At 70.2% G+C, this 13,750-nt stretch carries 10 protein-coding genes and 3 tRNA genes; 7 read left to right on the top strand and 6 right to left on the bottom strand.

All coding sequences use genetic code 11. The annotated features are described in order from the left end of the window. Nucleotides 1-6: 6 nt before the first annotated feature. From HPY23_RS11835 to HPY23_RS11815, 5 genes are all read right to left on the bottom strand, one after another. Nucleotides 7-702 (bottom strand): ABC transporter ATP-binding protein, encoded by a 696-nt coding sequence (locus HPY23_RS11835; RefSeq protein ID WP_091888910.1) that lies wholly within the window; start codon nucleotides 700-702, stop codon nucleotides 7-9. Then, nucleotides 702-1,454, bottom strand: a complete 753-nt coding sequence (locus HPY23_RS11830; RefSeq protein WP_091888908.1) for an ABC transporter ATP-binding protein — start codon at nucleotides 1,452-1,454, stop codon at nucleotides 702-704. The genes HPY23_RS11835 and HPY23_RS11830 overlap by 1 nt, the downstream gene beginning before the upstream one ends. Further along, the gene (locus HPY23_RS11825) at nucleotides 1,451-2,419 is read right to left on the bottom strand and encodes a branched-chain amino acid ABC transporter permease (RefSeq protein ID WP_236012936.1); all 969 of its coding nucleotides are present in this window, start codon (nucleotides 2,417-2,419) and stop codon (nucleotides 1,451-1,453) included. Before HPY23_RS11825 ends, HPY23_RS11830 begins: the two co-directional genes overlap by 4 nt. A gap of 17 nt (nucleotides 2,420-2,436) precedes the next feature. After that, complete coding sequence (locus HPY23_RS11820) at nucleotides 2,437-3,360, bottom strand: branched-chain amino acid ABC transporter permease (RefSeq protein ID WP_091888904.1); 924 nt, start codon at nucleotides 3,358-3,360, stop codon at nucleotides 2,437-2,439. A 221-nt stretch (nucleotides 3,361-3,581) separates the two neighbouring features. Then, the gene (locus HPY23_RS11815; RefSeq protein ID WP_091888902.1) at nucleotides 3,582-4,778 is read right to left on the bottom strand and encodes an ABC transporter substrate-binding protein; all 1,197 of its coding nucleotides are present in this window, start codon (nucleotides 4,776-4,778) and stop codon (nucleotides 3,582-3,584) included. A gap of 389 nt (nucleotides 4,779-5,167) precedes the next feature. On the opposite strand from HPY23_RS11815, the gene HPY23_RS11810 reads away from it, so the two are divergent. The 7 genes from HPY23_RS11810 to HPY23_RS11780 all read left to right on the top strand — a co-directional run bounded on the left by HPY23_RS11810 (nucleotide 5,168) and on the right by HPY23_RS11780 (nucleotide 12,903). Continuing rightward, nucleotides 5,168-7,534, top strand: a complete 2,367-nt coding sequence (locus HPY23_RS11810; RefSeq protein WP_091888900.1) for an oxidoreductase — start codon at nucleotides 5,168-5,170, stop codon at nucleotides 7,532-7,534. 173 nt (nucleotides 7,535-7,707) lie between these two features. Next, the gene (locus tag HPY23_RS11805) at nucleotides 7,708-9,393 is read left to right on the top strand and encodes a methyl-accepting chemotaxis protein (protein WP_091888968.1); all 1,686 of its coding nucleotides are present in this window, start codon (nucleotides 7,708-7,710) and stop codon (nucleotides 9,391-9,393) included. Nucleotides 9,394-10,041: 648 nt separating this feature from the next. Then, on the top strand, nucleotides 10,042-11,613 hold the full coding sequence (locus tag HPY23_RS11800) for a 2-isopropylmalate synthase (RefSeq protein WP_091888898.1): 1,572 nt from the start codon (nucleotides 10,042-10,044) through the stop codon (nucleotides 11,611-11,613). Between the two features lie 136 nt (nucleotides 11,614-11,749). Next, a tRNA-Lys gene (locus HPY23_RS11795) sits at nucleotides 11,750-11,825 on the top strand. A gap of 98 nt (nucleotides 11,826-11,923) precedes the next feature. Continuing rightward, nucleotides 11,924-11,999: transfer RNA gene (locus HPY23_RS11790), tRNA-Lys, on the top strand. A 98-nt stretch (nucleotides 12,000-12,097) separates the two neighbouring features. After that, a tRNA-Lys gene (locus HPY23_RS11785) sits at nucleotides 12,098-12,173 on the top strand. A 19-nt stretch (nucleotides 12,174-12,192) separates the two neighbouring features. Continuing rightward, nucleotides 12,193-12,903: an esterase/lipase family protein gene (locus tag HPY23_RS11780; RefSeq protein WP_091888896.1), complete on the top strand. Its 711-nt coding sequence runs from the start codon at nucleotides 12,193-12,195 to the stop codon at nucleotides 12,901-12,903. On the opposite strand, the gene HPY23_RS11775 is transcribed toward HPY23_RS11780, so the two are convergent. Continuing rightward, entirely contained in the window at nucleotides 12,890-13,219 is a 330-nt protein-coding gene (locus HPY23_RS11775; protein ID WP_060847370.1) for a hypothetical protein, read from the bottom strand. The genes HPY23_RS11780 and HPY23_RS11775 overlap by 14 nt on opposite strands. Nucleotides 13,220-13,750 lie beyond the last annotated feature (531 nt).

Here is a 13,750-nt window from a genome sequence, read left to right as displayed (position 1 = left end):
GATGTTTCACACATGAAGGAACCGGTCCTTCACCTCCGGCGCCTCGCGGAGCGCCGTGCTGGTGCCGGTCCAGACCACGCGGCCCTTCTCGATCACCACGTGCCGGTCGGCGAAGCGGGCCAGCGCATCGACGTTCTTGTCGATCACCAGGATCGCCTCGCCCTCGTCCTTGATCGCCCGCAGGCAGGCCCAGATCTCCTCGCGGATCAGCGGGGCCAGCCCCTCGGTCGCCTCGTCGAGGACGACGAGGCGGGGATTGGTCATCAGGGCCCGGCCGATCGCCAGCATCTGCTGCTCGCCGCCCGAGAGCTGGTCGCCGCCGTTGCGCCGCCGCTCCTTCAGGCGAGGGAACAGGCGGTAGACCGCCTCGAGGCTCCACTTGGCGCCGCGCCCGCCGCGATGGGTGGCGACCAGGTTCTCCTCGACCGAGAGGGTCGGGAAGACCTGGCGGCCTTCCGGCACCAGCCCGAGGCCGCGCCGCGCGACGAGGTGGGACGGGCGCCCGGCCATGTCCTCGCCGTCGATCAGGATCCGGCCGGCCCGGGGCTTCAGGAGGCCGAAGATCGACTTCACGGTGGTGGTCTTGCCCATGCCGTTGCGGCCGAGCAGCGTCACCACCTCGCCCTTGGCGACCGAGAGGTCGATCCCGAACAGGATGCGGGAATCGCCGTAGGCGCTCTCCAGGCCCTCGACCGTGAGCATCAGGCCGCCTCCTCCTCGCCGAGATAGGCGGCGCGCACCGCCGGATCGGAGCGGACCACGGACGGCGCGCCGCTCGCGATGACGCGGCCGTAGACCAGCACGCTCATCCGGTCGGCGAGCGCGAACACCGCGTCCATGTCGTGCTCGATCAGCACGAGGGTGTGGGTGGATTTCAATTCGCGCATCAGCCCGACCAGGATCGCCGATTCCTCCGGGCCGGTGCCGGCCAGCGGCTCGTCGAGGAGGAGCAGGCGGGCCTTCGTCGCGAGCGCCACCGCCAGTTCGAGCTGGCGCTTCTCGCCATGCGACAGGCTGCCGGCCCGGCGCGCGGCGCGGTCGGCGAGGCCGACGCGGCCCAGCGCATCCATCGCCTCGGCGTTGAGCGCCGTCTCGCTCGCGGCGGGGCGGAAGAAGCGGAAGCTCGAACCGGATCGGGCCTGGACCGCCAGCGCCACGTTCTCCAGCACCGAGAACCCGTCGAGGATCGAGGTGATCTGGAACGAGCGGGCCAGCCCCCGGCGCACCCGCGCCACCATCGGCAGGTCCGTCACGTCCTCGCCGGCGAGATGGACCGTGCCGGAATCGCTCGGCAGGCTGCCCGACAGCTGATGGATCAGCGTGGTCTTGCCGGCGCCGTTCGGGCCGATGATCGCGTGCAGTTCGCCTGAAGCCACGTCGAGGCTGACGTCGTCGGTGACCTTCAGGGCGCCGTAGGACTTGCGGAGGTTGCGAACGGAGAGGAGCGGAGTCACGCGCGCCTCCCGATCTTCGCCGCCAGCCCCGCGAGGCCGCCGCGGGAGAGGAGCACCACGGCGACCAGCATCAGCCCGAGGCCGAGGCGCCAATGGTCGGAATAATGCGCCAGCACCTCTTCGAGGGCGATCAGCGCGGCGGCGCCGACGACCGGCCCGACCAGCGTGCCCATGCCGCCGAGCACCACCATGACGATCAGCTCGCCCGAGCGCTGCCAGCTCATGTAGGCCGGCGAGACGAACTCGGCCTGGTTGGCGAGCAGCACCCCGGCCAGCCCCGCGATGGCGCCGGCGATCACGTAGGCGGTGAGCCGGTAGGGCAGGGGCGAGAAGCCGATCGCCTGCATCCGCACCGCGTTGTCGCGGCTGCCGCGGAGCACCCGGCCGAAGCGCGAGGCGACGACGCGGCGGAGCACCAGCAACGCCGCCGTGAGCACCGCCAGCACGCAGTAGAACAGGGCCGGGTCGCCCTCGATCAGCCGCATCCCGAACAGGGTCGAGCGGCCCGACAGCGGCAACCCGTCGTCGCCGCCGTAGGCCGCGAGCGACACCATGAAGAAATACGCCATCTGCCCGAAGGCCAGCGTGATCATGATGAAGTAGACGCCGCGAGTGCGTAAGCTGATCGCCCCGGTGACGAGGGCGAAGAGCGCGCAAGCTCCGGCCGCCACCGGCGCCTGCACCGCGAGGTCGCGGATGCCGTGGGCGTCGAGGATGCCGACCGCGTAGGCCCCGAGCCCGATGAAGGCGGCGTGGCCGAACGACACCATCGCGCCGTAGCCGAGCACGAGATCGAGGGAGAGGGCGGCGAGCCCGAAGATCATCATCCGGGTCGCGGTGACGACCAGGAAGGGGAGGCCGGCGGCCTCGGCCGCGACCGGCAGGGCGGCGAGCGCGGCGAGGACCAGCCCGGCCAACGCCGCGCCGGGGAAGACGGCCCGGCGCCGGGGCGGCGCGGCGGCCATGCGGGCGACGAGGGTGCTCATCGCGCCCCCCGCGCCGGAAACAGGCCGGAGGGCCGGAAGAACAGGATCGCCGCCATCAGAATGTAGATCAGCATCGGGGCGAGCGTCCGTCCGGTCTGCGAGGCGGCAGAGGCATCCATCACGCTGCGCAGCAGGATCGGCCCGAAGGTGCGCCCGAGCTGGTCGGCGAGGCCGACGAGGAGACCGGCGACGAAGGCGCCCCGCACCGAGCCGACGCCGCCGATGACGATGACCACGAAGGTCAGGATCAGCACCGAATCGCCCATGCCGGGATCGACGGAGAGGATCGGCGCCACCATCGCGCCGGCGAAGCCCGCCAGCATCGCACCGAGGCCGAACACCACCAGAAAGAGCCGGCGGATGTCGATGCCGAGCGCCGCCACCATCGGGCCGTTGCTGGCGCCTGCCCGCAACCGCATGCCGAGCCGGGTGTGGTTGACGAGGAGGTGCAGGCCCAGAGCCGTGGCGAGGCCGGCGGCGATGATCGCGACCCGGTAGAGCGGGTAATGCAGGGTGCCGACGAGGCGGACCGAGCCCGACAAGGCGTCCGGCACCGGCACGCTCATGGGGGCTGCGCCCCAGACGATCCGCACGCCCTCGTTGAGGATCAGGATCAGCCCGAAGGTGGCGAGCACCTGGTCGAGGTGGTCGCGCCCGTAGAGGTGGCGCACCACCAGGACTTCGAGGGCGAGGCCGAAGAGGAGCGTCGCCGGCAAAGCCAGCAGGAGCCCGAGGCCGAAGCTGCCGGTGGCGGCGGTGAACGTCGCGGCCAGATAGGCGCCGATCATGTAGAGTGCGCCGTGGGCGAGGTTGATGAGGTCCATCACCCCGAAGATCAGCGTCAGCCCCGCCGCGACCAGGAAGAGCAGGATGCCGAGCTGGACGCCGTTCAGCGCCTGGATCAGGAACAGGTTGAGCATGACGCGACTTGCGGGTGAGAGGTCTGCCCTGCGGTCTCCAAGACCCTCCACGTCATCCCGGGGCCGCGAAGCGGAACCCGGGATCCATAACCGCTGACGCGGCAGGCAGAGGTGGAACGGTTCCGCTTCATCCGGCATCCTCGGCGGTTATGGATCCCGGGTTCTCGCCTGCGGCGAGCCCCGGGATGACGTAGCGAGACGAAATCTCCAGGGAAAATTATTTACTTCATCTTGCACTCGGCGGCGTAGTTGTCCTGATAGTTCGAAAAAATCTTCTCGGCGATCTGGGTCTCGTACTTTCCGTCCGGGCGCTTGGCGGCCTTGACGAGGTAGAAGTCCTGGATCGGGTAGTGATTGTTGCCGATCTTGAAGTTGCCGCGCAGGGACTGGAATTCGGCGGCCTTGAGGCCGGCGCGGATCGCATCCTTGTCCTTGAGGTCGCCCTTGGCGCGCTTGACCGCGGCGTCGATCATCAGGGCGGCGTCGTAGGCCTGCATGGCGTAGGTGCCGGGCACGCTGCCGTACTTCTTCTCGTAGGCGGCGACGAAGGCCTTGGATTGCGGATTGTCGAGGTCCGGCGCCCAGTTGGCGCCGCCGTAATACCCGACCGCCGCGTCCTTCTGGGCCGGCAGGGTGCTCTCGTCGACCGTGAAGGCGGAGAGGAACGGGATCGTGCTCAACCCCGCCTGGCGGTACTGGCGCACCAGGTTGACGCCCATGCCGCCGGGCATGAAGGCGAACACCGCGTCGGGCTGGGCGGCCGATATCTGGGCGAGCTCGCCCGAGAAGTCGAGCTGGCCGAGCGGGGTGAACATCTCGTTCACCACCTCGCCCTTGTAGGAGTGCTTGAAGCCGGCGAGCGAGTCCTTGCCGGCCTGGTAGTTCGGCGCGAGCAGGACCAGGCGCTTGTAGCCCTTGTTCTTGGCGTACTTGCCCAGCACCTCGTGGACCTGGTCGTTCTGGTAGGAGGAAACGAACAGGTTCGGGTTGCACTCCGTCCCGGCATAGTTCGAGGTGCCGGCGTTGGGCGAGATCAGGAAGGCGCCGCCGTCGGTCACCGGGCGCACCACCGCGCGCAGCACGTTGGAGAAGGTCGGTCCGACCACGAAGTCGACCCGGTCGCGCTTCACCAGTTCCCGCGCCTTGTTGGTCGCGACATCGGGCTTCAGCTCGTCGTCGACCGTCACCACCTCGGTGTCCAAGCCGCCGAGCTTCTTGCCCAGGGTGTCCAGCGCCAGCAGGAACCCGTCGCGGCCCTGCTCGCCGAGCACCGCCGAGGGACCCGAGAGGGTGAACATCAGCCCGACCCGGACCTTCCCAGATCCTTCCCCCTGGCCCTGCGCGGCGGCGGGGCCTGCCAGCAGCGTGGCGCCCAAGAGAGCGGCCGCGAGGCGGCTGGCGTTCCGGATCGGCGTCATCCCGTGTGTCCCTTGTCTGTCGAGAGCATCGTCGGCACTTGTCCGGTGCGAAGCGGCCGAAGTCGAGTCGGCACGGGGCGCGAAGGCGACGCTCTTTCGTTGGATCCCGGCCTGTCCCGCCCGGAATACTTTACGCATGAAATATCGTCTGGCAACCGCCCTCGATGATTTTTCCGCCATGCCGCATTGGTGTGCAGTGCAACGAGCACTATGCTGAAAAACAAGACGTTTTGCTCGCCGCATCGCAGCATTCGGACGGCCGCTCACGATCGGCCGCCGGGCCGACGGCGGGCCGGTCGGTGCGCCTTCGCGAGGCCCCCTTGCGCCGCGATATTTCAAGTATAAAGTTTCTCTGCCGGCGGACCCGCCGCCCCACGAAGGAGCCCTTCATGCGCGTCACGGTGATCGGCGGCGGACCCGGCGGGCTCTATTGCGCGCTCCTGACCAAGAAGCGCCGGCCCGGCTGGCAGGTCGAGGTCTACGAGCAGAACCGGGCCGACGACACGTTCGGCTTCGGCGTGGTCTTCTCCGACGAGACCCTGCACGAGTTCCTGTCGCGCGATCCCCGCTCGTTCTCCCGCATCCGCGACGCCTTCTCGTACTGGGACGACGTGGCGATCCACAAGCAGGGCACGGTGATGCGCTGCGGCGGCAACGGCTTTGCCGGGGTGAGCCGGATGCGCCTGCTCCAGATCCTGCAGGAGCGCTGCCGCGAGGAGGGGGTGGCGCTGCATTTCGGAGAGAGCGTCCCGCCCGACCGGCTCAAGGAGCGCTTCCCCGATTCCGACGTCATCGTCGCCTGCGACGGCATCAACTCGCGCATCCGCGAGCATTTTCGCGATGCGTTCCGGCCGGAAGTGGAGATCAAGTCCAACCGCTTCTGCTGGATGGGCTCGACCCGGCCGATGGACGAGTTCAACTACTTCTTCCGCGAGACGCCGCACGGCATCGTCTGCGCCCATACCTACCAGTACGAGCCGGGCCGCTCGACCTGGGTGTTCGAGATGGACGAGGCCTGCTGGCAGGGCCACGGCTTCACCGAGGCCGACGAGGAGGGCGCGCGCCGGGTCCTCGAGGTGATGTACGCCGAGGAACTGCAGGGCCACGGCCTGCTCCTCAACCGCTCGACCTGGCGCCGCTTCCCGCGGATCTTCTGTCACAACTGGTCGTACGGCAACATCGTGCTGCTGGGCGACGCCAAGGCCTCGGCGCATTTCTCGATCGGCTCGGGCACCAAGCTCGCGATGGAATGCGCCATCGCGCTCTCGGACGCGCTGGTCGAGAAGGCGGAGGACGACGTCCAGGCGGCGTTCGCGGCCTACGACCGGGCGCGCCGCACCCCCTGCCAGGTGGTGCAGCACAATGCCGACGTGTCGCTCGCCTGGTTCGAGCACATGAACCGCTCCTGGGACATGGACCCCGCGCAGTTTTCCATGGTGGTGATGTGCCGGGCGAAATCCGTCACCTACGACAACCTGGTGGTGCGCGATCCCGCCTACGTGGCCGCCGTCGACGACGCGTTCTACGCCCGTCTCCAGGCCGAGACCGGCGAGGATTACAAGGAGAGCCGGCCGACGCCGATGTTCACGCCCCTGCACTTGCGCGAGATGCGGATCCCGAACCGCGTCGCGATGGCGCCGATGGCGCAGTACTCGGCGGATCGGGACGGCAACCTCACCGACTGGCACTTCGTGCACTACACTTCGCACGCGCTCGGCGGGCCCGGCCTGCTGTTCACCGAGATGACCTGCCCGTCGGCCGAGGCCCGCATCACCCCCGGCTGCCCGGGGCTGTGGACCGACGCGCACGAGGCGCAATGGGCCCGCATCGTCGATTTCGTCCACGCCCATACCGACACGAAGATCGTGATGCAGCTGGGGCACGCTGGTCGCAAGGGCTCGACGCAGGTCGGCTGGGAGCGGATGGACCACCCGCTGCTGGAGGGCAACTGGCCGGTCGTCTCGGCCTCCCCCGTCCCGTACCTCGACGGCGTGAGCCAGGTGCCGCACGCCCTCGACCGGGCCGGGATGGACCGGGTGCGGGACGAGTTCGTGGAGGCGACCGGGCGGGCGGCGCGGGCGGGCTTCGACATGCTGGAGCTGCACTGCGCCCACGGCTACCTGATGGCCTCGTTCCTCTCGCCGCTGACGAACACCCGCGCCGACGATTACGGCGGCTCGATCGAGAACCGCCTGCGCTTCCCGCTCGAGGTCTTCTCCGCGATGCGGGCGGCCTGGCCGGCGGAGCGCCCGATGTCGGTGCGCATCTCCGCCACCGACTGGGCCGAGGGCGGCATGACCGAGGCCGACACGGTGGCGGTGGCCGAGGCCCTGCACGAGGCGGGCTGCGACCTCGTCGACGTCTCGGCCGGGCAGACCGTCGCCGACCAGCGCCCGGTCTACGGCCGGATGTTCCAGGTCCAGTTCGCCGACGCGATCCGCAACCGCGCCGGCAACCGCGCCCCGATGGCCGTCATGGCGGTCGGCGCAATCACGGAGGCGGGCCAGGTCAACACCATCCTGCACACCCGCCGGGCCGACATCGTCGCGCTCGGCCGGCCGCACCTGTGGAACCCGAATTTCTGCCGCCAGGCCTCGGCCTGGTACGACGCCCGCACCCAATCCTGGCCGAAGCCCTATCGGCCCGGCCGCGACCAGGCCCACCGCGAATTGCCGAAGGCGCGCGAGCAGGAGATCGCCTTGCGCCGCAAGGCCCGGCCGCGGCCGCACCAGGCCGGGCAGACGGCGGCGGAATAGGCCGCAGCGGCGACGGCGTGCCGCCCGCACCGGCGGCGCTGCCGATCTTTTCGACGCCGTGACGCTTTGTGCGCCAACAACAGTGTGATTCATCAAGCTATAACAAGTCCGGACCTATGCATGTCGGCGCCTCGGTTCGTGAGGCGCGACCATCGATGCCGGGCGGTTTCGTGATGAAGTTGTCGATCAAGCAGGTCCTGATCGGGACGATTCTGACGTTGATGCTTTTCGGCGTAGCGCAGGGCGGCAACGGCATCTTGCGCCTGATGACGCTGCGGGACGATATCGTGGCGATTGCCCAGACCCGGCTGCCGGCCTCGAACCTGATCAGCCAGATCTACGCCGAGACCCAGAGCTACCGGCTCAACCTGTACCGCTTCGTCGTGACCTCGACCGACGATGCCGCCTACGACCGCAACGAGCAGGCCCTGATCAAGGGCCGCCAGGCGCTGGTCGACCTCCAGGCGCGCTACGCGCCGCTGATCTCCGGCCCCGAGGAACGGGCGGCGTTCGACCGCTTCGTCACGAAGTGGAGCGAGTATCTCGAGGGCCAGAAGTCGGTGACCGGCGCGATGGCGGCCGGAGACCAGGCCTCGGCGCTCGCGACCCTGACCGGGCCGGAGATGACCGCCACCAACGCCCAGGCGACCGGCGCCCTGAAGTCCATCGTGGCGATGAACGCCGAAGCGGCGCTCGCCAGCGCCGAGCGCAGCAGCGCCAGCGCCGGCGGCGGCATCCTGGTCGCCGGGGTGATGACCGCGCTGGCCCTCGCCGCCGCCATCGGGGCGATCGTCTTTTCCCTGCTCGGCGTCGCCCGGCCGATCGCCCGCATGACCGCCGCCATGGAGCGGCTGGCGCGCCACGACCTCGCGGTACCGGTCCCCGGCATCGGCCGGCGCGACGAGATCGGCGCGATGGCGGGCGCCGTGCAGGTGTTCAAGGAGAGCATGCAGCGGGCTCGCGCCCTGGAGGAGGAGACCGCGCTCGCCCGCGCTTCCGCCGAGGAGCAGCGCCGGGTCGGGATGCGCCAGATGGCGGATGCCTTCGAGGCGGCGGTCGGCGGCATCGTCGGCCGGGTCTCGACCTCCGCGAACGAGCTGCAGGCAACCGCCGAGGTGATGACCGCGACGGCGCGGGAGACCGCCGCGCAATCGACCACCGTCGCGGCGGCGGCCGAGCAGGCCTCCTCCAACGTCGGCACGGTGGCGGCGGCGGCCGAGGAGCTCGGCGCCTCGGTCCAGGAGATCGGCCGCCAGGTCGACGGCTCGGCCCGGCTCGCCCGTGCCGCGGTGGCGGAAGCCGGACAGACCGCCGACCAGGTCCGGACCCTGACCGAGGCGACCGCCCGGATCGGCGACGTGGTCGGGCTGATCGCCTCGATCGCCAGCCAGACCAACCTCCTGGCGCTCAACGCCACCATCGAGGCCGCCCGCGCCGGTGCGGCCGGCCGCGGTTTCGCGGTGGTCGCCGCGGAGGTGAAGGAACTCGCTGGCCAGACCGCCCGGGCGACGCAGGAGATCACCTCGCAGATCGCCGCGATCCAGGCCTCGACGGGTCTCGCCGCCGGCGCGATCGGCGGCATCACCGCGCGGATCGAGGAGATCTCGACCGTGGCGACCTCGATCGCCGCGGCGGTCGAGGAGCAGGGGGCCGCGACCCAGGAGATCGTCCGCAACGTCTCCCAGGCGGCGGCCGGCACCGGCGAGGTCACCGGCACCATCGCGGGCGTGGCGGGCGCCGCCGAGGAGACCGGGGCGGCGGCGGGCCAGGTGCTCACGGCGGCCTCCGCCCTGACGCGCCAGTCCGAGCACCTCGCGGCCGAGGTCGCGCAGTTCCTCGCCACCGTCCGGGCGGCCTGACCGCCTGCTCGACGGGATCGACGCGGCCCATCCCATCCACGGCCTCATCCCGAGATGTCAGTCGAGTGCAAGTCGACCGACATCTCGGAGGAAGGATCCATGGATCTTCGCGTCGACTGGAGGGATCGTTCGAGGTCGGTCCGTCAAAGGTGGACTCGCGCCTCGGGACGAGGGGCGGATCGGATCAAAATTCTCTCGCGAGATCCACGTTCTTTCCCAAGGAGAGGCCGGGGTTTCCTTGATCGAGCGCCCGCATCGTCCCGCCCGGGGGACGATGCGGGCGCTCGCCGTGTGACGAACCGGCAGGGCGGGGGCTTCACGCGTCGGGAAGGCCGCCGCCGGGCCGCCGGGCCGATCGCGCCGCGGCTTGTCATCGCGCCCGCGGACCGGTAAACGACGAGTCTCGCACCGGGTCCCGCACCCTTTAGGAGACGCGAGCCGTGGCTCATGCCGGCTCCCTGCTGACGCCCCCGACGACCGCCTTCGCGGCGGCGCGGTCGCGCGCGCTCCTCCTCGCCGGCCTTCTCCTTACCAGCCCCTGAGGGCCGTCCGGGCGCGCGCCTGGGCCCTTGGGGGATCTGAGAGACCTGCAGACCAGCTGCGCCCGCGCGACCTTTGCGATCCCGGGCGAACCAGGATTTTCCGCACATGACCGACACGACCGCCCGCACCCCCGCCGCTTCCGAGCGCGTCCTGATCTTCGACACCACCCTGCGCGACGGCGAGCAATGCCCCGGCGCCACCATGACGCTGGAGGAGAAGCTGGCGGTGGCCGAGATGCTCGACGCGATGGGCGTCGACATCATCGAGGCCGGCTTCCCGATCGCCTCGAACGGCGACTTCGAGGCGGTGGCCGAGATCGCCCGCCGCGCGAAGTCCGCGGTGATCGCCGGCCTCGCCCGTGCGATTCCCGCCGACATCGCCCGGGCCGGCGAGGCGGTGAAGTTCGCCCGTCGCGGCCGCATCCACACCTTCGTCTCGACCTCGCCGATCCATCTGGCCCACCAGATGCGCAAGACCGAGGACGAGGTCCTGGAGATCATCCTGAAGACCGTGGCCCAGGCCCGCGACCTCGTCGAGGACGTCGAGTGGTCGGCGATGGATGCCACCCGCACGCCGATCGACTACCTGTGCCGCTGCGTCGAGGCGGCGATCCGGGTCGGTGCCACCACCATCAACCTGCCCGACACCGTGGGCTACGCCACGCCCGAGGAGTACCGGGCGATGTTCCGGGCCGTGCGCGAGCGGGTGCCTAATTCCGACAAGGCGGTGTTTTCCGTCCACTGCCACAACGATCTCGGCCTGGCGGTGGCGAACTCGCTGGCCGGCATCGAGGGCGGCGCGCGCCAGATCGAGTGCACCATCAACGGCATCGGCGAGCGGGCCGGCAACGCCGCGCTGGAGGAGATCGTGATGGCGATCAAGACCCGCGCCGACGTGCTGCCCTATGCCACCGGCATCGACACCACCCAGCTGGTGCGCGCCTCGAAGCTGGTGGCTGGCGCCACCCACTTCCCGGTGCAGTACAACAAGGCGATCGTCGGCCGGAACGCCTTCGCCCACGAGAGCGGCATCCACCAGGACGGGATGCTGAAGAACCAGACCACCTACGAGATCATGACGCCGGAATCGGTCGGCGTGCACAAGACCTCGCTGGTGATGGGCAAGCATTCGGGCCGCGCCGCCTTCCGCTCGAAGCTCGACGACATGGGCTACCAGCTGTCCGACAACCAGTTCCAGGACGCCTTCGAGCGGTTCAAGGCGCTGGCCGACCGCAAGAAGCACGTCTACGACGAGGACATCGAGGCCCTGGTCGACGAGAACCTGGCGACCGCGCACGACCGCATCAAGCTCGTCTCGCTGACGGTGATGGCCGGTACCCGCGGCCCGCAGCGGGCGACGATGAAGCTCGACATCGAGGGCCAGGTCGTCACCGAGGAGACCGACGGCAACGGGCCGGTCGACGCGGTGTTCAAGGCGATCCACGCCCTGGTGCCGCACGAGGCCGCCCTGGAGCTCTACGACGTCCACGCCGTCACCGAGGGCACCGACGCCCAGGCCGAGGTCTCGGTGCGCCTGCGCCAGGACGACCGCATCGTCACCGCCCGCGGCGCCGACCCGGACACCCTGGTCGCCTCGGCCAAGGCCTACCTCGCCGCGCTCAACAAGCTGATGGCCGGCGCCAGCCGCCTGCACGCCCAGCACGCCGCCGCCGAGTAACCCGAGCGCCGGCGCGAGCCGGCAAAAAATCGACCGGCCGGCGGGTTCGGGGCTGGACAGCCCTCCGCCGGCCGATTAAACGACCCTCACCGCCGGGGCGGTTTGGTGGCTTCCCCGGACGTTCTCTTGTGAGAGCGGGCGCATAGCTCAGTTGGTAGAGCAGCTGACTCTTAATCAGCGGGTCCTAGGTTCGAGCCCTAGTGCGCCCACCAATCCAAGTTACTTTCACGGTAACTGATCCCGGAAGCCTCGCGGTCTCCGGCACCAGAGGAACGGTTGGTGGCCGTTCCCCTTGTCGCCTCCCGGCGATGGGCGCATAGCTCAGTTGGTAGAGCAGCTGACTCTTAATCAGCGGGTCCTAGGTTCGAGCCCTAGTGCGCCCACCATTCGGGTTGCTCTCGCAGTGACCCACCCCGGATACCCTCGCGGTCTCCGGTATCGGCGGAACGGTTGGTGGCCGTTCCCCTCATCGCCTCGCGGCGACGGGCGCATAGCTCAGTTGGTAGAGCAGCTGACTCTTAATCAGCGGGTCCTAGGTTCGAGCCCTAGTGCGCCCACCATCCTCTCCCCGAGATCCCGATGACCGAAGCAGCCGCAGGCGGCACACCCGCGACGGTGGTGCTCCTGCACGGCCTCGGCCGCACCCGGCGCAGCATGGCGCGCCTCGCCGCGCATCTCGACGCCGCCGGCCATCGCGCGGCGTGCCTCGGCTATCCCTCCCGCCGCCTCGACCTCGCGGCCTGCGCCGATCACCTCTACCCCGCCGTCGCGGCGCTGCGGCACCGGGCCGGCGTCAAGCTCGTCCTCGTCGGCCATTCCATGGGCGGCCTCGTCGCCCGCCACCTCGCCGCGGCACAGCCCGATCTCGCCGCCGGCCTCGTGACCATCGGGACGCCGCATCGCGGCAGCGAGGCCGCCGACCGCGTCTCCGCCTTCCGGCTCGGCCGCGCCCTGTTCGGCCCGGCCCTCCTGGACCTGCGCCCCGCCGCCGCGGCGACGATCCCCATGCCCGCCTGCCCGCTCCTGGCGGTGGCCGGCACCCGGGCCCTGATCCCGTTCTTCCACACCCGGCTCGCGACGCCCCATGACGGCCTGGTGAGCGTGGCGCGCGCCCGTCCCGGCCTCGGCGAGGCCTGGATCGCGGTTCCGGGCGACCACACGCGCCTGATGGACCACCCCGGAACCGTCGCGGCCGTGCTGGCCGCCCTGGCCGCCTGGACGCCGCCCCGGCCGGGCGATGCCGGCGGGGGAGGGGGCCGGCTCGCGCCGAGGGCGGTCAGCCCAGGCTGAAGGTCGCCCCGGACTGCTTCGTGCAAAAGTCCTCGAGGTTTTTCTTGTGGCCGAGGGCCTGCGGGCTCCGGATCCGGAACTGGGCGTCGTCGGTTCCCATGCACCACTTGTAGTAGGAGCCTTCGGCCCCGTTGAAGGGGGCCTTGAGGCGACACCCGGCGTTCTTGGCCCGGGTGTTCCATTGCACCGCGTACCGCGCGAAGGAGGCGCAGACCGGGTGCCGGCTCATGTCGCCGGGCGCCGCCCCGGCGGTCGCCGCGGGCAGGGTCACCGCCGATGCGGCCAGCAGGGGCAATGCGAGAACGAAGGTCTTCATGGGATCCGGCCTCTGCTCGGGACGCCCCCGACGTGACGGCATGCCGGCCTATCGACGCGCAAGCTTGGCCGTCAATGTCGGTTCCGCAGCGGCCCATGTTAGGCGATGTTAAAAGATGCGGCCGGATGCACGCCGCTCTCCTGACGAAGACCGGTCCTCCTCCATCGAAGGCGGTTATCCGCTGCCGCCCGCACCATTCGAGGGGCCGGACGGGCCGCGGGCGATCACCGATTCCCCGCTCCGGTGCGACCGGAACCGGCGGGCCCGCGGGTTCGGCGTGTCGTCGGCGCGGTCCCGGGCGGGAGGGAAGGGCGAAGCGGGTGGACCCGGCCCGCCGGACCGAGACGCTGCTCCGGGTCTCCGATCCTGCCGCTTCGTCGAAAAATGCTCCCGCTCGGACGGCGGCGCCTCCTCGTCGAGTGGCAACTTTGGCACGCGAACCGGGATCGGCGCGCATGAGAGCGGCAAGACGCTCGCGTTCGGTTGCATCGAGCCCCAGTCCTCGCGATGCTGTCGCCACGAACAAGCCTC

It is taken from the genome of Methylobacterium ajmalii, assembly GCF_016613415.1.
Taxonomy (GTDB): domain Bacteria; phylum Pseudomonadota; class Alphaproteobacteria; order Rhizobiales; family Beijerinckiaceae; genus Methylobacterium; species Methylobacterium ajmalii.
This window is presented reverse-complemented; position numbering and strand designations above follow the sequence as displayed.

What these genes read in the sequence shown, in the direction of transcription:
- HPY23_RS11810 (WP_091888900.1), top strand. Translation starts at nt 5,168, where the DNA reads ATGCGCGTCACGGTGATCGGCGGCGGACCCGGCGGGCTCTATTGCGCG.
- HPY23_RS11800 (WP_091888898.1), top strand. Translation starts at nt 10,042, where the DNA reads ATGACCGACACGACCGCCCGCACCCCCGCCGCTTCCGAGCGCGTCCTG.
- HPY23_RS11775 (WP_060847370.1), bottom strand. Translation starts at nt 13,219, where the DNA reads ATGAAGACCTTCGTTCTCGCATTGCCCCTGCTGGCCGCATCGGCGGTG.
- HPY23_RS11780 (WP_091888896.1), top strand. Translation starts at nt 12,193, where the DNA reads ATGACCGAAGCAGCCGCAGGCGGCACACCCGCGACGGTGGTGCTCCTG.
- HPY23_RS11805 (WP_091888968.1), top strand. Translation starts at nt 7,708, where the DNA reads ATGAAGTTGTCGATCAAGCAGGTCCTGATCGGGACGATTCTGACGTTG.
- HPY23_RS11825 (WP_236012936.1), bottom strand. Translation starts at nt 2,419, where the DNA reads ATGGCCGCCGCGCCGCCCCGGCGCCGGGCCGTCTTCCCCGGCGCGGCG.
- HPY23_RS11820 (WP_091888904.1), bottom strand. Translation starts at nt 3,360, where the DNA reads ATGCTCAACCTGTTCCTGATCCAGGCGCTGAACGGCGTCCAGCTCGGC.
- HPY23_RS11815 (WP_091888902.1), bottom strand. Translation starts at nt 4,778, where the DNA reads ATGACGCCGATCCGGAACGCCAGCCGCCTCGCGGCCGCTCTCTTGGGC.
- HPY23_RS11835 (WP_091888910.1), bottom strand. Translation starts at nt 702, where the DNA reads ATGCTCACGGTCGAGGGCCTGGAGAGCGCCTACGGCGATTCCCGCATC.